20 protein-coding genes and 1 pseudogene are annotated in these 21494 nt (G+C 58.6%); 16 read left to right on the forward strand and 5 right to left on the reverse strand.

Annotated elements, in window-relative coordinates; genetic code table 11:
- Nucleotides 1-88: 88 nt before the first annotated feature.
- Both glmS and nusG read right to left on the reverse strand, forming a co-directional pair.
- A pseudogene (glmS, locus tag CHB90_RS07100) lies at nucleotides 89-1462 on the reverse strand (glutamine--fructose-6-phosphate transaminase (isomerizing)); the annotation flags it as partial.
- A gap of 97 nt (nucleotides 1463-1559) precedes the next feature.
- Nucleotides 1560-2072: a transcription termination/antitermination protein NusG gene (gene nusG / locus CHB90_RS07105; protein WP_089277170.1), complete on the reverse strand. Its 513-nt coding sequence runs from the start codon at nucleotides 2070-2072 to the stop codon at nucleotides 1560-1562.
- Between the two features lie 443 nt (nucleotides 2073-2515).
- On the opposite strand from nusG, the gene CHB90_RS07110 reads away from it, so the two are divergent.
- The 16 genes from CHB90_RS07110 to CHB90_RS07185 all read left to right on the forward strand — a co-directional run bounded on the left by CHB90_RS07110 (nucleotide 2516) and on the right by CHB90_RS07185 (nucleotide 19238).
- Nucleotides 2516-2890, forward strand: a complete 375-nt coding sequence (locus CHB90_RS07110) for a MarR family EPS-associated transcriptional regulator (protein WP_089277171.1) — start codon at nucleotides 2516-2518, stop codon at nucleotides 2888-2890.
- 3 nt (nucleotides 2891-2893) lie between these two features.
- On the forward strand, nucleotides 2894-4030 hold the full coding sequence (wecB, locus tag CHB90_RS07115) for a non-hydrolyzing UDP-N-acetylglucosamine 2-epimerase (protein ID WP_089277172.1): 1137 nt from the start codon (nucleotides 2894-2896) through the stop codon (nucleotides 4028-4030).
- Nucleotides 4031-4032: 2 nt separating this feature from the next.
- Complete coding sequence (gene wecC, locus CHB90_RS07120; protein WP_089277173.1) at nucleotides 4033-5310, forward strand: UDP-N-acetyl-D-mannosamine dehydrogenase; 1278 nt, start codon at nucleotides 4033-4035, stop codon at nucleotides 5308-5310.
- A 164-nt stretch (nucleotides 5311-5474) separates the two neighbouring features.
- The gene (locus CHB90_RS07125) at nucleotides 5475-6473 is read left to right on the forward strand and encodes a hypothetical protein (protein ID WP_141135813.1); all 999 of its coding nucleotides are present in this window, start codon (nucleotides 5475-5477) and stop codon (nucleotides 6471-6473) included.
- A gap of 81 nt (nucleotides 6474-6554) precedes the next feature.
- A complete protein-coding gene (locus CHB90_RS07130) occupies nucleotides 6555-7742 on the forward strand; it encodes a polysaccharide biosynthesis protein (RefSeq protein ID WP_089277175.1) in 1188 nt (395 codons plus the stop codon).
- Nucleotides 7742-7939, forward strand: coding sequence for a hypothetical protein (locus tag CHB90_RS07135; protein ID WP_089277176.1), 198 nt, complete (start codon nucleotides 7742-7744; stop codon nucleotides 7937-7939). Before CHB90_RS07130 ends, CHB90_RS07135 begins: the two co-directional genes overlap by 1 nt.
- Nucleotides 7940-8018: 79 nt before the next feature.
- Nucleotides 8019-8873: an FkbM family methyltransferase gene (locus CHB90_RS07140; RefSeq protein WP_089277177.1), complete on the forward strand. Its 855-nt coding sequence runs from the start codon at nucleotides 8019-8021 to the stop codon at nucleotides 8871-8873.
- Nucleotides 8874-9026: 153 nt separating this feature from the next.
- Entirely contained in the window at nucleotides 9027-10103 is a 1077-nt protein-coding gene (locus CHB90_RS07145; RefSeq protein WP_089277178.1) for a glycosyltransferase family 4 protein, read from the forward strand.
- Between the two features lie 116 nt (nucleotides 10104-10219).
- Nucleotides 10220-11059 carry a class I SAM-dependent methyltransferase gene (locus CHB90_RS07150; protein WP_170941000.1) on the forward strand — a complete coding sequence of 280 codons (840 nt, stop codon included), beginning with the start codon at nucleotides 10220-10222 and terminating at the stop codon, nucleotides 11057-11059.
- Nucleotides 11052-12191 (forward strand): N-acetyl sugar amidotransferase, encoded by a 1140-nt coding sequence (locus tag CHB90_RS07155; RefSeq protein WP_089277180.1) that lies wholly within the window; start codon nucleotides 11052-11054, stop codon nucleotides 12189-12191. The genes CHB90_RS07150 and CHB90_RS07155 overlap by 8 nt, the downstream gene beginning before the upstream one ends.
- Nucleotides 12188-12799 (forward strand): imidazole glycerol phosphate synthase subunit HisH, encoded by a 612-nt coding sequence (hisH, locus tag CHB90_RS07160; RefSeq protein WP_089277181.1) that lies wholly within the window; start codon nucleotides 12188-12190, stop codon nucleotides 12797-12799. The genes CHB90_RS07155 and hisH overlap by 4 nt, the downstream gene beginning before the upstream one ends.
- Nucleotides 12800-12801: 2 nt before the next feature.
- On the forward strand, nucleotides 12802-13584 hold the full coding sequence (locus CHB90_RS07165; protein WP_089277182.1) for an AglZ/HisF2 family acetamidino modification protein: 783 nt from the start codon (nucleotides 12802-12804) through the stop codon (nucleotides 13582-13584).
- Entirely contained in the window at nucleotides 13581-15695 is a 2115-nt protein-coding gene (locus tag CHB90_RS07170) for a bi-domain-containing oxidoreductase (RefSeq protein ID WP_089277281.1), read from the forward strand. The genes CHB90_RS07165 and CHB90_RS07170 overlap by 4 nt, the downstream gene beginning before the upstream one ends.
- A complete protein-coding gene (locus CHB90_RS07175) occupies nucleotides 15692-16411 on the forward strand; it encodes a class I SAM-dependent methyltransferase (RefSeq protein WP_089277183.1) in 720 nt (239 codons plus the stop codon). The genes CHB90_RS07170 and CHB90_RS07175 overlap by 4 nt, the downstream gene beginning before the upstream one ends.
- Before the next feature lie 47 nt (nucleotides 16412-16458).
- Nucleotides 16459-18048 (forward strand): heparinase II/III family protein, encoded by a 1590-nt coding sequence (locus CHB90_RS07180; RefSeq protein WP_245823190.1) that lies wholly within the window; start codon nucleotides 16459-16461, stop codon nucleotides 18046-18048.
- A complete protein-coding gene (locus CHB90_RS07185) occupies nucleotides 18036-19238 on the forward strand; it encodes a glycosyltransferase family 4 protein (protein WP_212591577.1) in 1203 nt (400 codons plus the stop codon). The genes CHB90_RS07180 and CHB90_RS07185 overlap by 13 nt, the downstream gene beginning before the upstream one ends.
- Here the strand turns inward: CHB90_RS07185 and CHB90_RS07190 are convergent.
- The 3 genes from CHB90_RS07190 to CHB90_RS07200 are packed head-to-tail and all read right to left on the reverse strand — an operon-like array spanning nucleotide 19214 to nucleotide 21050.
- Nucleotides 19214-19606 (reverse strand): hypothetical protein, encoded by a 393-nt coding sequence (locus tag CHB90_RS07190; RefSeq protein ID WP_089277185.1) that lies wholly within the window; start codon nucleotides 19604-19606, stop codon nucleotides 19214-19216. The two genes, CHB90_RS07185 and CHB90_RS07190, sit on opposite strands and share 25 nt — an antisense overlap.
- Nucleotides 19603-20787 (reverse strand): hypothetical protein, encoded by a 1185-nt coding sequence (locus CHB90_RS07195; RefSeq protein ID WP_089277186.1) that lies wholly within the window; start codon nucleotides 20785-20787, stop codon nucleotides 19603-19605. The genes CHB90_RS07190 and CHB90_RS07195 overlap by 4 nt, the downstream gene beginning before the upstream one ends.
- Nucleotides 20784-21050, reverse strand: coding sequence for a spike base protein, RCAP_Rcc01079 family (locus CHB90_RS07200; protein WP_089277187.1), 267 nt, complete (start codon nucleotides 21048-21050; stop codon nucleotides 20784-20786). The genes CHB90_RS07195 and CHB90_RS07200 overlap by 4 nt, the downstream gene beginning before the upstream one ends.
- Between the last annotated feature and the right edge of the window lie 444 nt (nucleotides 21051-21494).

Below are 21494 nucleotides of genomic sequence, written 5' to 3' on the forward strand. Positions count from 1 at the left end.
GGGGCATATCCTTTTCTCAGCAGAGAATCGCGGCGTCTGAACACCGCCATGATATGCCGCCCCTCAGGGCGTCACCAACTTTCGCGCCTATCTCTTCGGCGACGCGTTTGTAGTCGTCCTCGTGATCGAGTGCCTGTGCCACGTAACCGGGCGCTGTTTGAAGCATTGCAATATACGCGCCGGAGCTCTCGGCGTCGAGCTGCCCGCGATCCATGCCTGCCTAAATAGACAAAAGCGCCAGCACAAGCAGTTGCGCCGTAAAGGCTTTGGTCGAGGCCACCCCGATTTCGGGGCCAGCATGCAAAGGTAACGCCACGTCCGCCTCGCGCGCAATCGATGATGTTCTCACATTCACCACAGCGATAGTGCGCGCGATGTGTTCTTTGACGTGGCGCAGTGCGGCAAGTGTATCAGCGGTTTCACCAGACTGGCTGACAAAGATTGCGATGGTATTCCTGGTTAAAACAGGATTGCGGTAGCGAAACTCTGATGCGATATCAATTTCCACGGGAACACCGGCAATTTGCTCGAACCAGTATTTGGCGACATGACAGGCATAATGTGCGGTTCCACAGGCGACCATGATCACTCGATCAGCGCCGGCGAAATCCACGGCCTTGGGCAGCTCTAGCACGCGTCCCTCCGGACACAGGTGAAACCCAAGGGCAGCCTGAAGAATTGCGGGCTGCTCTGCCATCTCTTTGGCCATGAAGTGGCGATGGCCTGATTTGTCGACCCGTGTGTTTTCGACCGCGATTCGCGTGATCGGTCGCGATACGATCTTTCCTTGGGCGTCATGGATGCGCACATTGCTGCGCGTGAGAACCGCATAATCGCCTTCTTCCAGATAGATCAGCTGATCTGTCAGCGGTGCGAGGGCGATGGCATCCGAGCCGACGAACATCTCGCCATTTCCCACGCCGATAACCAGCGGCGAGCCACGCCGCGCGGCAATCAAAAGGTCGTTCTCGCCCTCGAACAGAAATGCCAGGGCAAAGGCACCGTCTAATCGCGCCAACGTCGCTTGGACGGCATCGGGCGGCGACATGCCCTGATCCAGATAGCTGCTCGCAAGATGCACGATGGTCTCGGTGTCGGTTTGTGACGCAAAATCGGCACCATTCGCGCTCAACTCTTCTCGCAGGGCGCGAAAGTTCTCGATAATGCCGTTATGGACAACCGTGACGCGCCCGGCTTGATGGGGGTGCGCATTTGCAACTGACGGACCGCCATGTGTTGCCCAGCGTGTATGGCCAATTCCTGCTTTGCCTTTTAGCGGCTCGTGCACCAGCAGATCTGAGAGATTGATCAGTTTGCCGAGAGCTCGGCGACGCTGGATCGACCCGTTATCTAGTGTGGCAATGCCTGCGCTGTCATAGCCGCGATACTCGAGGCGCTGCAACGCATCGAGGATGATGGGAGAAACTTCATGTTTGCCGAGAATACCGACGATGCCGCACATAGGCGCTCCTAGAAATGGGGTGCAAGGTTTCGAAACTGATCATGAGTTACGCGTCGGAAAGGCACTTCCGCCAGACCGAAAAGCTCTGCCGACACGATCATCTTGGCCGCAAGTGTTTGGCCTTGGATGCTACGCGCGTCTGAGCGCCCATCAGCTCGATAAGCACATGTACTCGACGATCCGGCGAAACGCTTTGGATGGTTGCCACGAAATCGGCGAACGGTCCTCCGGACATTACAACCCGATCACCGGTTCCGAAATCTTGTGGCGGTAGAAGCTTGCCGTCTAGATCGCAGCGCCGCATGAGTTCGCTGACCGACCCTCCGGGAACAGGTGTCGGCTCGGTGCCGAGGCAGACGAGGCGTGTGATGCCGGTGGTCGAATTCACCGCGCGCCAGCCGCCCCGCGCCGGATCGAGAGCGACAAAGATGTAGCCGGGAAAGAGCGGCCGCATCCGGGTGATGAACTTGCCATTGGTGCGCCGCGTCTCTTCCTGCATCGGCAGAAAGGTGCCGAAGCCTTGTCGCGCGAGGTTGCGCTCGGCGATGCTGTGGCTGTTCGGCTTCAACTGAGCCAGGAACCAGTTGATGTCGTTATCGAGTTTGCTCATGATTGCGGTCCTTGCACGATGGTACTCTACGTTCGATCCTGAGCGATATCAACGCTCGGCATCGCCCTCGAGCTCCTCTGCGGATTAGGGGCCTTTAGCGTGTCCGAAACCGTCTGAACCCTCCAACCCGAGCGGCAAGAAATGCGGGGATGGCTCCCTCACGGTCCTGAGCACCTTGCTTCGACGCTGAAAGCCGTTGCAGCCCCCAACGCCCTTCGGTACTCGAATGCGTATGGACCGAAGCTTGGGAGACGATGGCCTCCCTTTGGTGGTACCGCTCTCGGATTGCATTGCCCAAGAGTCACGCCTTCAATCATTCGTTGACTCTTGGCAGTGGGTAACTTAACGCTCATTTTTGAGCGATCATGAAGTTTCGGTTCCCCATCGCGGAGAAAAATGCAGCAAGGCACCTTCTGGCAGTCCTTGTGCGGTAGCTTTAGGAAATGGTTACGAAGCAGGACAAATTTCGCGAGGAGGTGAGATTTCGCCTTCTGCGGCTCTTGAATGAAAACCCGGAAATGAGCCAGCGGGAGCTCGCCCGGGCAGTCGGCGTCAGCAACGGGGGCGTCCACTACGTGATCAACGCGCTCGTCTCCAAGGGTTTGTTAAAGCTCTCGAACTTCACCGCTGCCGAGGACAAGCGGCGATGTGCCTATCTGTTGACACCGAAGGGTGTCGAGGAAAAGGCCAGACTCACGCGCCGTTTCGTTCTACGAAAGATGGCCGAGTACGAGGCGCTGCAAGCCGAAATCGAGGAAATCAAAGCAGACCTGTCCGATGAGGATAATCGCGCGATACGTAGTTTGATTGGAAAATGATTGATGTTTAAAGTGCTAGCGGTTTTCGGAACGCGACCAGAGGCCATCAAAATGGCGCCGGTCGTAAAGGCGCTCTCACAATCATCGAAGGTTGAGCTTGCAGTCGCCGTCACCGCTCAGCATCGCGAGATGCTCGATCAGGTGCTCAAGCTCTTCGACATTGTTCCCGATCATGATCTCGACATCATGAAGCCGGGCCAGGGTCTGCATGAGATAACCAGCAGCGTCCTGACCGGCCTCAAGCCGATATTCCAGCAGGTTCGCCCCGATCTTGTGCTCGTGCATGGCGATACGACAACGACCTTGGCCACATCGCTTGCGGCTTATTATGACCGCATCCCAGTCGGCCATGTCGAGGCCGGCTTGCGGACAGGGAACATCTACTCTCCCTGGCCAGAAGAGATTAATCGCAAGGTTGCCGGAACGATCGCGCGGCTTCATTTCGCCCCGACCGAGAAATCGCGCCAGAACCTGCTCAGCGAAGGCGTGCCCGACGCGCATGTCCATGTGACCGGCAACACCGTCATCGATGCCTTGCTCGATGTGGTCGCGCGACTGGAGCGCGATCCGCAGACCAGTACGGCGCTGGACCAGCAGTTGGGCATCGACCCATCCCGCCGGTTGATCCTTGTCACCGGCCATCGCCGCGAGAGCTTCGGCGGCGGATTCGAGCGGATCTGCGATGCCCTGCGCCGTCTGGCACGGCGTGGGGATGTTCACATCATCTACCCGGTCCATCTGAACCCCAACGTCATCGGGCCAGTGAAGGAACGCCTTGGTGAGGTCGGGAACATCTCGCTCATCGCGCCCCAAGACTATCTTCCTTTTGTTCACCTGATGCGACGGGCCGATGTTATTCTGACCGACTCGGGCGGCGTTCAAGAGGAGGCCCCTTCGCTGGGAAAGCCGGTCCTCGTGATGCGCGACACAACCGAGCGGCCGGAGGCTGTCGAGGCCGGGACCGTGAAGCTGGTGGGCACCGACAGCGATATGATCGTGGGAGAGATTAACCGCCTGCTGGACGATCATGCCGCCTATGATGCCATGGCCAAGGCCCACAACCCCTATGGCGACGGGCTCGCAGCGGCCCGGATCCGGGATGCCATTCAAGATTACGCTAAATTAACATTCGGACAATGATTATGCAGGACAGGACATTCAGGCGCATTTCGGTCATCGGTCTGGGCTACATCGGCCTTCCGACAGCCGCGATGTTTGCCTCGCGCAAAATCGAGGTGGTGGGCGTCGATGTGAACCCGCGCGCCGTGGACACTATCAACCGCGGCGAAATCCATATCGTCGAGCCCGACCTTGACATGGTGGTGCATGCTGCTGTCAAGGAAGGGTATCTCCGCGCAACCATGGCCGTAGAGCCCGCCGAGGCCTTCCTGATCGCGGTACCCACCCCCTTTAGGGGCGAGAAACACGAACCAGACCTGTCCTACGTCGAGGCGGCTTCCGCGGCCATCGCCCCGGTGCTGGCGCCGGGTAATCTGGTGATCCTGGAAAGCACCTCACCAGTCGGAGCAACCGAGGCGATGGCGGGCTGGCTGGCCGAGGCGCGGCCCGACCTAACCTTTCCCCAAACCCATGGCGATGCGTCAGACATCAGGATCGCTCATTGCCCAGAGCGTGTTTTGCCCGGCAAGGTCATGCAGGAACTGATCTCCAACGATCGGGTGATTGGCGGTATGACCCGGGCTTGTTCGGAACTGGCGGTGCGGCTCTATCGGACATTCGTCACGGGCGACTGCGTTGTCGCCTCGAGCCCGCGCGTGGCAGAGATGTGCAAACTTACCGAGAACAGCTTTCGCGATGTGAACATCGCCTTTGCCAATGAATTGTCGATAATCTGCGACAAACTGGACGTGGATGTTTGGGAACTGATCCGGCTGGCGAACCGCCACCCCCGGGTGAACATCCTGCAACCCGGACCAGGCGTTGGGGGGCATTGTATCGCGGTGGATCCTTGGTTCATTGTGTCCTCTGCACCGGACGAGGCGCGGCTGATCCGCACTGCGCGCGAGGTCAATGACGCCAAGCCTGTCTGGGTCCTGAGCAAGGTGCGCGAAGCGATCGGCACCTATCTGATGGAGAACCCTGGCAAGACGGCAGCCGACGTGTCACTGGCAATCTACGGCCTGACCTTCAAGCCCGATATCGATGACATGCGCGAAAGCCCGGCATTGGCGATTGCCAGACGGCTGGTGTCTGACCATCCGGGGCCGGTATTGGTGGTCGAGCCCAATATTGCTAGTTTACCAGTATCACTACAATCCGCGATGCTAGAAGATGACTGGCCGAACGCCGCTGACGTTCACGTCATGTTGGTTGATCATTCCTCTTTCAAGGGGAGATCAAGGCCCAAGGGTCATTTGATCGACGCAAGGGGAATATGGGCGAACCTTAAATGCCCATGAAGGCACTTAGACGATGGTTTCTTTACTTGTCCTTGTCGTTGGGGCCAATTTATTGGCTGCCGATCGTCCCCATTTCGGGAATGTATTTGATAAAGGGAGCGATTGCGTGTTCCTTTATCGCAATAGTCATTATTTCCTATCGAAACATTCATCGACGAGACATAATGCAATTGTGTGTCGCTGCAGTTCTTATTGCCTGCGTAAGCAGTATTGTGCACGTTGATCTATTTTTTCTTGAAATCATTCCAGCAATTGTTCTGCTCTTGATCGGCTCGAATCTCCACAATGTCATCCCGATTGATGAAATGGTTTCCATAATCAACAAGGCAGGGATTATTTTTGCCGGATTCTGCAGCTTGGTCGTGCTTGACTTTCTGCTTGGCGGAATATTCGTTAATCCATTTTATGAACAATACTCTGTATATCTTTATGCGTCAGGGTTCACTGGTGGGCGAACTGCCTGGGCCTACTCTTCAAATCTTTTTCTCGCTCTGCTTCTTCAGAACTCGCTGCGGGCCAAGCAACAGGGTAAGTCAAAAACGGCCGTTTCTCTTGTCGCCGCGATAGTCATAATTGTTAATATTCTTATTGTTGGTGCTCGCGGTGGATTTATCGTCGCAGTAATCATATCCACGATTTTCCTTTTCCTTTCGCTGAAGAAGAAGTCGACCCAATCTGTTACGCTGATCACGCTGCTCTTCTGCATCCCGATCGGGTTCTACATGGTTTATGACAAGCTGGACTCCCTACGAATCTTTACGACCTTTCTTTCGGCGGATACAAGGAATCTACATACTGCTGAAATTCGAGGCGATCTTCTCGAATTAGGATTTAGCAGTTTCATTCAAGCTCCACTATTGGGTCCGGGAGCAATGGACATCGACGTCGGAGCCGAAAATTTCGAGATACACAGTGTCTGGTTTCGCTTCATCCTAGAGCGGGGCGTGTTGTTCGGCCTCCCATTGGTTTTGATATCTTTTTTGATTTTGTGGCTCTCAATGCTCGGCGGCAGGAGGGACAAATACAATCTGGTTCTGATATTGGCAGCAGGGGTACTTACAGGACTGTTTGAGCCAAAGGCGATCTTCGGAAACTATTTTGCGTCTCAAGTGTTTTGGCTGCCCGTTTCCTACTTCTTATATCCTCGGCGTAAGTTCGCTTAGTCTTGGTTTTAAACCGAGCAGGTCTGGGTTGCAGATTTACGATCATTCTTCGGGAATTCTTCCGATATCCAAGGGGAAGGTGTGCCTAAAGCGTTTCTTTCCACCGCCGCCGCAGAGTTCCTGTCGCGGTTCCTCATCTGGGCCCGCGTCCTTGCGCTTGGCGCCTTTATGCCTGTTGACGATTACGGCTTCATCCTCGTTCTGCTCGGAATCGAGGGGCTGCTGGCGGCCGTGGTGGCCTATCCGTCGATCAAGGACGTGGTTGTCCGGCAGGATATCTCGGTCTCGGTCTTCAGGCATTTCTCCCTTCTGTTCTGTATCATCGCGTTTCCCGTCCTGTGCATCCTGCTCTGGGTATCCGGCCAGAGCATGGCGGTGGCGTTGACGGCAATCATCGCGGCGCTGCTGAATGGATGGGGCCAGATCGGCCTCTACATGATGCGGGTGTCCGACCTTTCGACCTACAACCGGACAAAGTTGATCTGGGCGTTTGCAACCACCGCGGTGTTCATGGTCGCCTTGCCGATGCATTGGGCGTTCCTGCCCCTGGTCTACGGCGTGGGCGCGCTTCCGATTATGCTCGGCCTGGTCCGGTACTTTCGAGAACCGTCGTTCGCTCCGGCCTTCGTGCCTATACGCGGCTATCATGCGCGCGGCTGGATCATCTACAGCACCCAGGCGCTGCTTACCAATTTTCCGCAGTTCGGTATCCGCCTGTTCGTCGCCAGCACCATGACCCTTGCCCATGTCGCCGCCTATACCCAAACCTACATGGTTTCCACGGCGGTATTCTTCGGGTTCTCCGCCGTTATGGTCGTTTTCGAGCCCAGACTGTCGCGTGCAGCACCCATCAAGGAGATCGCAGCCCGGCTACCGCTGATGCTGAAGGTCTCGGCATTGTTCGTCGTGCTGACCATCCTGTATGCGGTGTTCCTGTCGGTTGTCGTGCAAAGCGGGCTTCTGACACACGTATTGGGCAAGGATGTTACCATCGATCAGCAGCTTCTCGTTCCAATCATGGTTTTCATTGCGCTCAGCGGTGTCTTTACTGTAGTGAACTGCCTGGTGCTTGCGGGATCGGGCCGGGCGATATCCTTGCTGTCCACGGGCCTAGGGTCGGCCACTCTGTTCCTCGGCCTGGCGATTTCACTGCCGGTGCCGACACTGTTCGGAGTCGGGGTGGCAATTGCGCTTTCACAGGGAGTCGCCTTGGCAATTCTCGTTCTGTTCTTGACGAGTCGTGTCGCTCAAATTGACGGAGCAGTCTGATGACGCAAGCCACGCCGCTCCACGGCCCGCGCAAGCGTGTTCTCATCGTCTATACCGAGATCATGGAGTATTGGGTTCCGATCTTCGCTAAACTTGGCAAAACCATTGATTTACCATTGACTAAGTGTAACCCCAGCAGACGGACAGACCAAGATGATGCCGTGTTTCGCGAGGTTGCGATGGCGGTATTCAAATAAGTACATTAGATAGCGACAATTGGACCAAGCTGGGCTTACAGGCGGCCCCTTATTTCGGAAGGTAATTCGTGGTGAACGCATGAAATGGCTCGTACGGAAAATAAAAGGCATCCCCGTTGTTTATAGGACGTACGTGACGCTCAAGCACAGCTACCAACGCGCGACCGGACTCCGGCATCCGATCCAGGACACTGGTATTGTCTCTGGTTACAAGTTGACCAGACTGGGATCACCAAACTGCGGCTGGACCTTCGTGGACGATCCGTCGTTGAAGAACAGCATCATTCTGTCTGCGGGGTTGGGCGAAGACGGCTCTTTCGACGTCGAATTCGCTTCGAAATATGGCGCAACGGTGCACATCGTTGATCCCACGCCACGCGCAATCTCTCATTTTCGATCAATCATCGAACGCCTCGGTCAGCCGAAAGAGGCCGCCTATTCCGACACCGGAACCCAACAACCAGAATGTTATGAGCTTGGTGATGTGACCGTCGAGCAGCTTCAACTGCATAAAGTCGCAATCTGGAGCGAGCGGAAAAAGGTAAAATTCTTCCTTCCAAAAAATACGGATCATGTGTCACATTCAATTGTCAACTTCCAAAACGAGTATGCCAGTAACACGCCCTTCATCGAAGTCGATGCGATGCCGGTACGGGATATACTCGAAGAAAATGGAGTTGCCTTGAAAGACGTAGCGATGCTCAAACTGGATATTGAGGGCGCGGAAATTGAGGTGATCGAAAGTATCTTTGTCGCAGGCTTTCTGCCCCGTCAGGTTCTGGTCGAATTTGACGAATTCAATGTGCCGACCAAACGCGGTGTAGCGCGGATCAACCGGGCACATGCCTTGCTGGTCGAAAAAGGCTACGGGATCATCTATACTGATCTCCAAAAAAGCACAGTAAAACACAGTAAAGGCCTGATAGACGCATGACCCCGATGCATCTTAGCTGAGCTGCAAACCTGTCCCGAAAAGCAGGACCACTTCAGTCATGATGAACATAAACTAGAACGGCGGGTGTCTGCGTTAATCGGATAGGCTCGGATCTAACTAGATACTAATGACGAGATATGAGCAAGTTAGCCAATGACGACTGACAATAGGAAGAAGATTCTCTTCTGTTACGTGGAATATCACCATTATCGCGTGCCAATCTGGAATGAACTCGGCCGACGTTACGATGTTACGGTTTTGCATGGCAGTACCGCACAGACAGACGGACAGGCAGGGTTCAATGAAATCCCTTGCCCTCCTCGCAAGCTTGGGCGCTTTCGCTACCAACCCGGACTAGTGCGTGAAGTACGGAAAAGCGACTACGATGCCGTGATCTTTTTGTTTGATCTCGCATGGCTGTCGCACCTATTGGGATTCTTTCTGTGCCCTCGCAGCACTAGGCGTATCTCTTGGGGATTTTGGGAAACCAAGTCCGAATTGGCTAACAAGGCGCGGTTCTGGCTGGCCAAACGGGCCGATGGTAACGTATTTTACTCCACCGGCGCTGCGCAGTATTTTTTCCGGAAGGGTTTGAACCCAAAAAAAATCTGGATCGCGCGCAACACCGTCAAAGTGGATCCCGCCGAGCGCGATACCTCACACCGCCGGGATGCGCTCTTGTTTTTAGGCTCTTTCAACGTGCGCAAGGGCAACGATGTCACTATAGCCGCCTTCAACGACGCCTGCTCCCAGATCCCTGAGCATATACAGCTCGTTCTGGTGGGGGACGGGCCGGCCAAGGCCGCCGCGCAGGCGCAAGCTGCCGGGTTGCCAAATGGGCATCGAATCGTCTTCCGCCACGGCACACTCGATGCCAATGAGATTCGCGAATACTACGCGCGGGCGCTGGCATCGGTATCTTTTGGGCAGGCGGGTCTTTCGGTGCTTCAGAGCTTTGGCCACGGGGTGACCTTCATCACCAAGAAGGGAGCGATCTCTGGCGGTGAAAGCGAAAACATCTTGCCGGGGCAAACGGGCTTGATCTGCGATCCGAACCAAGACAGCCTACGCGACGCGGTTATCACATTGTGCAACGATCCCGTGCAAGCCGAAGCGCTCGGTCAGGGAGCCTTAAGCTACTACAAAACACGCGCTTCAGCACAAACAATGGCGGAAGGCTTTGCCGAAGCCGTTGAGAACACGTATTTGAAAGCGAAACTAGTTTCATGACGTCTTTATCGGCAAGTCGCTGCAGCTCTTGTGGTAGCAATAGGACCAAACAACTCCACCTGCGAGACAACCTGTTTTACAATGTATGTATTTCCTGTCGGCACTGCGAAAAAGGCATGGTGAAGGATAGCTCAATCGAGGCAGCCTTTGAAGAAGCCCAGGAGAATTACTTTGGCGAAGATTCGGCGATCTTTCAGGTCACTTTATCACCTTTCGAAGCCGAGGTTCTGAGAAAGCGGACTAATGTGCTGCGGACGTATCTGCCCACAAAAGGTACAATCCTAGAGGTAGGACCGGGAGGTGGTGCCGTTTTGGGATGGTTGATCGCGCAAGGTCATACGCCCACTGCTGTTGAGCATTCCCCGAGCCTGTCCAAACATTTGGCCACGCACTACGATATCACCGTCAAGTCCGGTGAATTTGAAGCGCTTGATTTGGGTAAAGACATCTTCGATGCCTTCTGTTCGTTTCACGTCATCGAACATGTGCGCGACCCCCTGGCGCATCTACAAAATGCCTTTGATATTGTGCGTCCAGGCGGGATGGCCTTCGTGGCAACGCCCAACGCAGACTCATGGGAGCAACGTATTCCCGGCAACCTCTCGCCTAATTACGATTCCGCCCATTTGCGCGTGTTCTCGCAAGCCTCGCTTTACAAGTTGGCGGACGAGGTCGGCTGGCAGATTGAACAGACAAAAACCCCGGAATTCACGATGGGGTGGTTGAGGGTGTTGTCCAAGGCTGTACGTCGGTTCAAGGGCGAACACGAGGAGAGCACCGCCGGTAAATATGCGGGTGGCGCGCCTGGCAAAACGCGGATTTTGTTTCGCACCGCTCACATCCTATCTTGGCCTATTCGAGCGCTGCAAGCCAGTCTCGGCGGCGGCAATGAACTATTCTTTGTTCTGCGCAAACCGCATGTGACATCAACCGAGACAAGGGGAACAGATGTCTGAAAAGTATCTTCAAATCTGCACCAATTGCGTGATGGATACATCCGATTCCGTAATCGTGTTTGACGAGCGTGGGGTCTGCGATCACTGCAACACTTACCATGACAAGATCAGACCCAACTGGGACACCAACGAAAAGGGTGCCCGCGAGCTGGAAAAGATGGTCGAGACGATCCAGGCTGAGGGCAAAGGAAAGGATTTCGACTGCATCATCGGCATGAGCGGGGGGATCGATAGTTCATATCTCGTCTATGCCGCCAAGGAACTTCTCGGCTTACGCCCCCTGGTGTTCCACGTAGACGCGGGCTGGAACTCGCAGATTGCCACCAATAACATTGAGAGGTTGGTAGACGGGCTTGAGCTAGACCTGTTTACCGAGGTGATCAACTGGGAAGAGATGAAGGACCTTCAGCGCGCTTTCTTCCGCTCGGGCGTATCGCATATCGATACCCCGCAGGATCACGCCTTCTTCGCGGTCATGTACAAGTTCGCCACCCAGAACGGGGTCAAGCACATTCTGACCGGGGCGAATTATTCGACCGAATGCATCCGAAATCCCATGGAATGGATGTATTTCCAATCGGACTCGCGTCAGATCCGCGATATCCATCGCCAGTTCGGCGAGCGCCCGCTGCGGAACTTCCCCCTCACCTCGATCCTCTGGCACAAGGTCTGGCTGCCCTATGCACGCGGGATCAAGGTGCTGCGCCCGCTCAATTCCATGCCTTATATCAAGACCGAGGCGCGGCGGTTGCTGATGGATCGGTTCGGTTGGCAGCCCTATCCGCAGAAGCATTTCGAGTCCCGCTTCACGCGTTTTTATGAAAGCTATTGGCTTTTTGAACGTTTCGGCTTTGACGTTCGCAAGGTGCAGTTCTCCAGCCTGATCGTCACGGGCCAGATGACCCGGGATGAGGCGCTCGCCGAACTCCAGAAGTTGCCCTACGACCCCGGGACCATCGGCCAGGAGATCGAATTCGTCGCCAACAAGCTGGATATCACGGTTGATGAGTTGATAGGTTATATGGCGCTGCCGAAGAAGACTTTTCGCGACTATCGCAATCAGCAGGAAATCTACCGGCTCGGCGCGCGGGTGATGCGGGCACTTGGGATTGAGCGTGGGGGCAAGCGGTGATTGGAATCGTTGATTACGGTCTGGGCAACGTGCGGGCCTTCGAGAACATCTACCGTCGTCTGGGGATCCATGTGGAACCCGTACGCACAGCCGAGGAACTCGCGCGCGCTGATCGGCTGATCCTTCCAGGCGTCGGAGCCTTTGACTGGGCGATGGCGAAGTTGAAGCAGTCCGGGATGATCGACACGCTGAACCGGCGGGTCCTGCAAGACGACGTCCCGGTGCTGGGCGTCTGCGTGGGCATGCAGATCATGGCCAATGGCAGCGACGAGGGCCGAGCCGCAGGACTTGGCTGGATCCCCGGTCGCGTGGAGCGTTTTCGCGACGAATGGTTCAACACGCACACCCACCTGCCCCATATGGGCTGGAATGACGTCGAGCTTGTCGATGCACCCGTGTTGATGGCAGGTCTGCCGGATCCACGCTTCTATTTTCTGCATTCCTATTTCTTCCACCCTGACGACGAAAGCCACGTCATTGCCCGCACTTGTTATGGCAAGATCTTTGCCTCGGCGGTCCGGCGCGGGAATATCTGGGCAACACAGTTCCACCCCGAGAAGAGTCACGACTGGGGCGTCGGACTCCTGGCCAATTTCTCAAAGGTCTGACAATGCTGCGCCCACGTCTTATTCCCTGCCTACTTGTCCAGAATCGCGGCCTTGTGAAGACCCGCCGCTTTGGCGAGGCGAAATATGTCGGTGATCCGATCAATGCTGTGCGCATTTTCAACGAAAAAGTCGTTGACGAACTGATGGTCGTCGATATCGACGCCACCGCCAAGGGACGCGAGCCAGATTACCGCATGATCGCCAATCTGGCCAATGAATGCCGGATGCCGCTGTGCTACGGTGGCGGGGTGGCATCGGTCGAGCAGATCGAACGTATTATCGGGCTGGGGGTCGAGAAGGTCGCCATCTCGTCCGCGGCTATTGCCCGGCCCGCGTTGATCGAGGAAGCTGCCGCGCGTGTGGGTGCGCAAAGCGTGGTTGTGGTCCTTGACCTGCGCAAGGGTGGGTTGTTGCGGCGAACCGAAATTGTCACCCATAACGCGGCCCGCAAAACCGGGATCGACCCGGCAGCATTTATCCGTGAGGCAACCGCGCGCGGCGCGGGCGAGATCGTTCTCAACAATGTCGACTTCGACGGCATGATGGAAGGCTATGACCTCGATCTGGTCGAACGCCTTCGTGCCGAGACGAACCTGCCGATGACTGTTCTGGGCGGGGCAGGGACGCTGGACCATGTCGCGGCGCTTTGGCAAGCGCAGGGGATCATCGGGGCGGCGGCGGGCAGCCTGTTCGTGTTCAAGGGCAAGTACCGCGCAGTTCTAATTAATTATCCCAATCCGGAAGAAAAGGCCGCGCTTCTCGCACGCGCGGGATGGTCATCATGAAACAACTCCTTCAATCGCTCAAGGACGGCGCGACGACAGTGGCCGACATACCGGTACCGCGTTGTGCCGATGGGCAGGTGCTGGTGCAGACCAGCGTCAGTCTGGTCTCGGCGGGGACCGAGCGGATGCTGGTCGAATTTGGCAAGGGCAGCCTGATCCAGAAGGCGCGCTCGCAGCCCGACAAGGTCAAGCAGGTACTTGAAAAGGCCCGCACCGATGGCGTCGCCGCCACGCTCTATGCCGTGCGCTCGAAGCTCGATCAACCGCTGGCGCTCGGGTACTGCAACGTTGGTCGGGTGATTGAGGCCCGCACCGAAGGTTTTGCACTGGGCGACCGAGTGGTGTCGAACGGCAAGCATGCCGAGATCGTTGCTGCCCCGCGCAACCTCTGCGCGCGCATCCCGGAAGGAGTGTCCGACGAGGCGGCAAGCTTCACGGTGTTGGCTGCGATCGGGCTTCAGGGTATCCGGCTCGCGAAGCCGACCTTGGGGGAGTGCGTCGTCGTCACCGGACTAGGGCTGATCGGCCTTCTGACTGTACAGATGCTGCGCGCCCAGGGGTGTCGGGTGCTGGGGATCGACCTCGATCCGGCGCGGCTGGACCTGGCGCGCCGCTTCGGGGCCGAGACCGTGAACCCTGCGGCAGGCGAGGATGTGCTGGCGCGGGCTGCGGCGTTCTCGCGCGGCGCAGGGGTGGACGCGGTGATCATCACCGCCTCGACCAAGAGCAACGAGCCGGTGTCGCAGGCTGCCCGGATGTGCCGCAAGCGCGCGCGCATCGTTCTGGTGGGCGTGGTAGGGCTGGAACTGAGCCGCGCGGAGTTCTACGAAAAGGAGCTGACCTTTCAGGTCTCCTGCTCTTATGGGCCGGGGCGCTATGATCCTGCTTATGAAGACGGTGGGCAGGACTATCCCATCGGTTTCGTGCGCTGGACCGAGCAGCGCAATTTCGAGGCGGTGCTGGACCTGATGTCCTCGGGCGCGCTGGATTTGGCGCCGCTGATCACCCATCGGTTCGACATTGAAGAGGGCGCGCAGGCGATGGCGTTGCTGACCTCGTCCGAGCCATCGATGGGCATTCTGATATCCTATCCACAACCGGCAACCGGCGCTCCAGTAATCCGACGCGTCCCGCTGAGCGGGTCGGCAAAGCCAGGCAAGGGGGTTGTCGGCTTTCTTGGGGCGGGCAACTATGCGGGCCGCGTACTGATCCCGGCCTTCAAGGGGGCGGGGTCCAGTCTGCACACGGTGGTCAGCAGCGGCGGTGTCAGCGCGGTGCATTTCGGCAAGAAGTTCGGCTTTGCCCATGCCGCGACCGAGTCTGTCGCGGTGATCGACAATTCGGAGATCGATACGGTCGTGATTGCCACCCGCCACGACGCCCACGCCGGACAGGTGCTGGCCGCGCTGCGCGCGGGCAAGCATGTGTTCTGCGAAAAGCCGCTGTGCCTGACACTCAATGAACTGGCCGAAATCGAGGACGAGGCCAAAGAGCGCCCCGAGCAGCACCTGATGGTCGGCTTCAACCGTCGTTTCGCCCCGCAGGTGGTGAAGATGAAGGCGCTGCTTGTGTCGATCGACGCACCCAAGAGCATTATCATCACTGTCAATGCCGGTGACATTCCGCCCGATCACTGGACGCAGGACCCAGCCGTGGGCGGCGGGCGGCTCATCGGCGAGGCCTGCCATTTCATCGACCTCGCGCGCCATCTGGCGGGTCATCCTATTACGTCGCAGCATGTCGCGGCGCTGGGGCAGCATCCGTCGATACCGGTAAGAGACGACAAGGTCAGCCTGACTTTGCAATTCGCCGACGGATCGGTCGCCACGATCCTCTATCTCGCGAATGGGGACAAAGGCTTTCCCAAGGAACGGATCGAGGTCTTCGCCGCCGGTCGCGTGCTGCAACTGGACAATTTCCTGAAGCTGCGCGGCTGGGGCTGGCCGGGTTTCTCGAAGATGAACCTGTGGCGGCAGGACAAGGGGGTCGAAGATTGCGTCGCTGGTTTTCTGTCTGGCACGAAAGGAGAAGCTCCGATCGCCATCCCTGTCGCTGAAATCATCGAGATAAGCAGATGTTCCATTGAAATTGCGGAGGCCGCGCGGCTATGAACTTGATCCAGGCTTTAGATCGCCGGTTTTATCCCGATCACCAAAAGAACTGGGATGACCAGTTGTTTCGTGAACGGATTCTTCAGCTCATTGGTCCCGACACCCATCTTCTGGACCTCGGTGCCGGTGCCGGGATCATCGAGGCGATGAATTTCCGTGGCTTCGCCCGGCGTGTCTGCGGTGTCGACTTGGACCCGAGGGTTGCGAATAACCCGTTCCTCGATGAGGGACTGGTCTCGGATGCCGGCGAAATCCCCTATCCCGATAACAGTTTCGATGTCGTGATCGCCGACAATGTGATGGAGCATCTGGACCGCCCGGAACTGGTCTTCCGCGAGATCGCCCGGGTTCTGCGCCCCGGCGGGAAGCTCCTGTTCAAGACGCCGAACCGCAACCACTACATGCCGCTGATTGCCCGGCTGACCCCGCACAGCTTTCACCAATGGGTCAACCGCCTGCGGGGGCGGCATGAAACGGACACCTTCCCCACGCGCTACCTTTGCAACTCTCCTTCGCAGGTTCGCCGGATCACCGCCATGTCCGGTCTGCACATCGACAGTCTGGAACTGATCGAGGGGCGCCCGGAGTATCTGCGGATCACCGCCCCGACTTACCTTGTCGGGCTGGCTTATGAACGGCTGGTCAATGCCATCCCATCGCTCGCGCGGTTTCGCATTCTTCTGGTCGCGACGCTCTCTAAGCCGAATTCGCTGTGATCCACCGCGCCTCCAGGCTTTTGCGCACGGTTCGCCATCTTCGGCCCGTGCAGGTCTACGGCCGTCTGTGGTTTCGTCTGTCTCGCCCGCGACCGGACCTGTCTCCGGCGCCGAGCCTCCGGCCGATTTCGGGGCCGTGGCAGCCACCGGCCTGCCGTGCGCCAGCCCTGACCGGCCCGGGGGCGTTCCGGCTCCTGAACGAAGACGGCACGCTGGCCGCGCATGGCTGGGACGATCCCGCCAAGGCCAAGCTCTGGCGCTATAACCAACATTACTTTGACGACTTGAATGCCGTCAGCGCAGTCAAGCGTGGCGCATGGCATACGGCGCTGATCGACGACTGGATCGCGGCCAATCCGCCGGGGCGTGGCACTGGATGGGAACCCTATCCGACCTCGCTTCGGATCGTGAACTGGGTGAAATGGGGACTGGCCGGTAACAGCCTCGATGACACGGCGCGACGCAGCCTGGCGATCCAGACCCGCTGGTTGATGCGTCGATTAGAGTGGCACCTGCTGGGCAATCACCTTTTTGCCAATGCCAAGGCGCTGGTCTTCGCCGGGCTCCATTACGACGGACGTGAGGCTGCGCGATGGCTGGCCAAGGGCACCGAGATCCTCGCCCGCGAAATCCCCGAACAGATCCTGCGCGATGGCGGCCAGTTCGAACTCAGCCCGATGTATCACGCGCTTGCGGTCGAGGACTTGCTCGATCTGGTCAACATCGCCCGCGCCTTCGGCCGCGAAGATCTGGCCGAAGCCTGGGGCGCGCATGTGCCGTCGATGCTGCGCTGGCTGGTGACGATGACCCAGCCCGATGGCGATCTGGCCTTCTTCAACGACACTGCCATCGGCATCGCCCCGACGACGGACCAGCTTCTCGCCTATGCGGAGAAACTCGGCTTTCCGGCACCGCCCCCTCTCCCCGACCTGCTCCATCTGCCCGACTCGGGGTATGTCCGGCTCAAGCGCGGCCTGGTGGTGCTGATCGCCGATCTTGCGCGGATCGGACCGGATTATCTGCCCGGGCATGCTCATGCTGACACCCTGAGCTTCGAGTTGTCGCTGCACGGGCGGCGGGTGATCGTAAATTCCGGCACCTCCGTTTACGGCCTCGGCCCTGAACGGCTGCGCCAGCGCAGCACGGCGGCGCATTCGACAGTTGTCATTGGCGGGCGGGATTCCTCTGAGGTCTGGTCGGGTTTCCGTGTCGGCCGCCGGGCCAGGCCCTTTGACATCGACCTGCGCGATGAGGGCGGCGTGCTGATCGCGACGGGGGCGCATGACGGCTACCGCCATCTGCCCGGATCGCCCGTGCATCGCCGGACATGGGAACTGGGCGACGACGCGCTGATCCTGCAAGACCGCATCGAAGGGCGCGGGGAGCACCTGGTCGAAGTGATCTTTCATCTGGCGCCAGGTTTGGTTCCGGTTCAGCTTGATCAGTCCGAGGTCGAGATACGGACGCAAGCCGACGCGGTGCTGGCCGTGCTCTCGGTTCGGAATGGAGCGGTCGATGTGGTGCCGTCCAGTTGGCACCCGGAATTCGGGCGTTCCATGTCAGCTTACGCGACCCACATCAAGGCACAGTCCGCACTGCCGATTACCGTCGAAACCATGCTGAGATGGAAAGAATGAAACTGCTAATCCTGTCGAACTACTTTACCCCGGATCTCAGTGCGGGATCATTCCGCATGCAGGCTTTCGTCGAAGCGCTGGAGCCCCATGCCGCGCAGGGGCTCGAGGTGGACCTCATCACCACCCGCCCCAACCGCTATGCCAGCCACCAGACCGAGGCCCCGGAATACGAAGATCGTGGCTGGCTGCGTATTCATCGAATCGCGTTGCCCGCGCACAAGGGCGGCATGGGCGACCAGGCGCGCGCCTATGTGCGTTATGCGCTGGCGGTGCGACGCCTGACCCGGGGGCGGAGCTGGGACCTGGTCTTTGCGACCTCGTCGCGCCTGATGACCGCGGGGCTCGGCGCCCATGTGGCCCGCCGTATGGATGCACCGCTCTATCTCGATATCCGCGACCTGTTCACCTTGAACATGGACGAACTGCTGGCCAGAAGCCCGCTCAAGCTGCTGCTTCCGGTCTTCCGACAAATCGAGCGGCGGGCGTTCCGGGCCGCGCGCCGCATCAATGTGGTGTCCGAAGGGTTCCTGCCGCACATCCAGACGGTTGCACCTGGTGTTCCCGTATCCTGCTTCACCAATGGGATCGACGACATATTCCTGGCCGAGGATTTCGCGGTGCCGCCTGCGCGCGACGGCCTCCCGCTGATCCTTTATGCCGGGAACATGGGCGAGGGGCAGGGGTTACATAGAATCGTACCTCTGGTCGCCAAGGCACTTGAAGGGCGGGTGCGTTTTCGATTGATCGGCGATGGCGGAAAGCGACGTGACCTCGAAGCCGCCCTGATGGCGCAGGGCGTGACGAATGTCGAGTTGCTTCCACCAGTCTCCCGCTCAAACTTGATCGCCCAGTATCGCGAGGCGGATATCCTGTTCCTCCACCTCAACGATCTGGACGCGTTCTGCAAGGTCTTGCCCTCGAAACTGTTCGAGTATGCCGCGACCGGAAGGCCGATCCTTGCCGGGATCGCCGGCCATGCTGCCGATTTCGTAGCCGCCGAACTCCCGGACGCCGAGGTCTTTGCGCCCTGCGATGCCGCTGCGATGCGCACCCGCGTCGAGCGGCTGCTGACACAGGCGCCGCAGATCGAGCGCGCGGGCTTTCGTCACCGCTACGCCCGCCGCACAATCATGTCGGTCATGGCAGACGACGTGTTGGCATCCGGTCAGTCCTCCTCCTCCTTGGGATAGCTCAGACCCAGCGCCGAAATGGCAGCGGGGCCCTCCATCCGGGGGACAACGGCGATCCGGCCCTTGGTGGCCATTGGCGCGGATGCGGTTTCGGGATCCGGCAGATCCAGAACTGCCAAGGCGGCGGTCGCAGCCCCTAGATCGACAAGGCCGTCGACGTCCCAGTCCGGGCGCGCAAGGCTCGTTTTGAGCGCCGAAGGCAGGTCGGACGGGCCGACAAAACTGGCCAGCGCAAAGGCTGCCCCCTCAGAATTTCGCCAAGGCGACGCGCCGAAGGTCTGCATATCCTCGGGGCCCGCGCCAATGAACGCCGCGAGGTTGTTTGCCTGCTCGATCAGGCTTTCGTGAACGGCAATCGTGTATCTCATAGGCTGACTCCTATTTTTGCCGCCATGAAGCGCGTGGTGTTGCTGCTTGCGAAGGCGCTCGTTTCAGCTCCGCGGACGACCAGACCGTAGAGACGGCCGTTGAACCAGCGTTCGCCGGTCACGAAACCGCCGATGCCGAGCGCTCCATCCTGAAATGTCGAGGCTGCACCAGTTCCGCCAGTTACGACAGCGGGAGTGCCGCCATTGACTGACAGGCCCTGCGCGGCGCTTGCACCGATGTCATGCGTCGCCTCCAGCACGGTTGTGATCGGCGCGGCGCTGGTGACCATGGCATTGACCAAAGTCGTGTTTCCGGCAGTTGCTGCGAAATTGGGCGACCCGCCCGAAGACGGGGCATAGAGCGCGAAGGACCGCGCCCCGTGCGCGATCTGGTTCACGACCACGCCGCGCACCGCATCGCTCGGCTTGCGGACCCCGGCGAACAGGCTCAACCGAGAGGTAGCGCTCAAGCTCACCGAAGGGGTCAGCAGCAAATCGTCGATTCCATCGAAATTCAACCAGTTCAGGCTATCCGCTGTCTGATAGGTCGGTCGCCTGGCGCTGATGGGCTGGGCGGCATGTGCACCCGGCAATTCGCGCACAGAGATGGAGACAATACTGACGGCAGCCGCAGCGGAGTTTTCGAACCGAAAATCAATCACATCCGCCGCAGCCACTTGCCGCGCGTCGAAAACGCCTGTCGTCGGGTTGAAAGGAACATCGTTGATGCCTCCTGAGGTGTGCAGGCGTATTCCGATCAATCTGGAAAGGTCGCCGGATACCACGCCAGCGATGCGGTATCGTTTTCCGGCAACCAGGCCCACCGCAAACCTGAACCGTGGGTATCCGTTTTCCGTGCCCAGTGTCGGGTTCGTCATCGTACGCGTGATTGGGTCGTAGGCGCCGACTGAGCCGCCGGCGTTCGAGATCAAGGGCGTTGGCAAGGCTTCTGCAAGCTCAGGGCCGAGGCCGAGCCCGCGGCTCTTGTCCAGCATCAGCCCGACCGGTTGTTCATGCCCCGTGACAGGGGTGCTTCCGGCCGCGTCTTGATACAAGGTCGACAGATCGGAGGGATCGAACCAGACGCCCGCTGCACCGCTCTCGAAGAGCTGGAGCGGCGAATAGGGGCGCCCGATCCGGAGGCCGCGACCGGTCAGAGAAAGATCTCGAACCAGCTTCATCCCAGCACCAGCGCATGGATCCCCGCAGCCGTGGTTCCGGTCGCGCGGACCCGCATCACGCCGACCGGCAGGATCGTGAAGTCCGGCACGATCAGCGACCGGGTGTTGCCGGCCACTGTCACAAGTGACAGGGTGCCGCCCGTCTCGACATAGAGCGCTACCGCCACCGTCGCCAGGTCGGTGCCATCGTTCGGGACGACGGGCACGACATCGCGGGCAGGCCCTGTCAGGCTGCTGATTCGGTTATGAAACGGGTTATTCATTCCGGGTCCTCCAGGTTAATCCGAGGGGCCAGTCTGCCGAACAGACGTGACGAACCGAAGAACCGGGCGTCCGTTCCGTTAACCTCGCCGTAACCTGCAAGAGCGACTTGCGTTCGCGCAGCGTGCCTTTCTGATCCTTGCAGGCGGCCGGGCCGTCAGCTTAGTGCAAGGCTGCTTCTGGCACCGTCACGAAGGCTGTTGCTATTCGACGACGCCCGCGACCCGCGCCGATCTCTGGGCCGAGAAGTTTGCCGCGAATGTCAGACGCGATCGTGCATTACGCGTTACGTTGTTGGCCGATGGATGGTGCGTGGCAACGATATGGGAATGCGCGCAGCGCAAGCCGCGATCGGTCGAGCAGACTACTGCGGCAGTCGAGAAATGGCTTTTACGTGAAACCCGTCAGATTGAAATCGGCGAAGCGGACCCTGAATGATTTGTAGA

This window comes from Antarctobacter heliothermus (assembly GCF_900188425.1).
GTDB classification, from domain to species: Bacteria; Pseudomonadota; Alphaproteobacteria; order Rhodobacterales; family Rhodobacteraceae; genus Antarctobacter; species Antarctobacter heliothermus.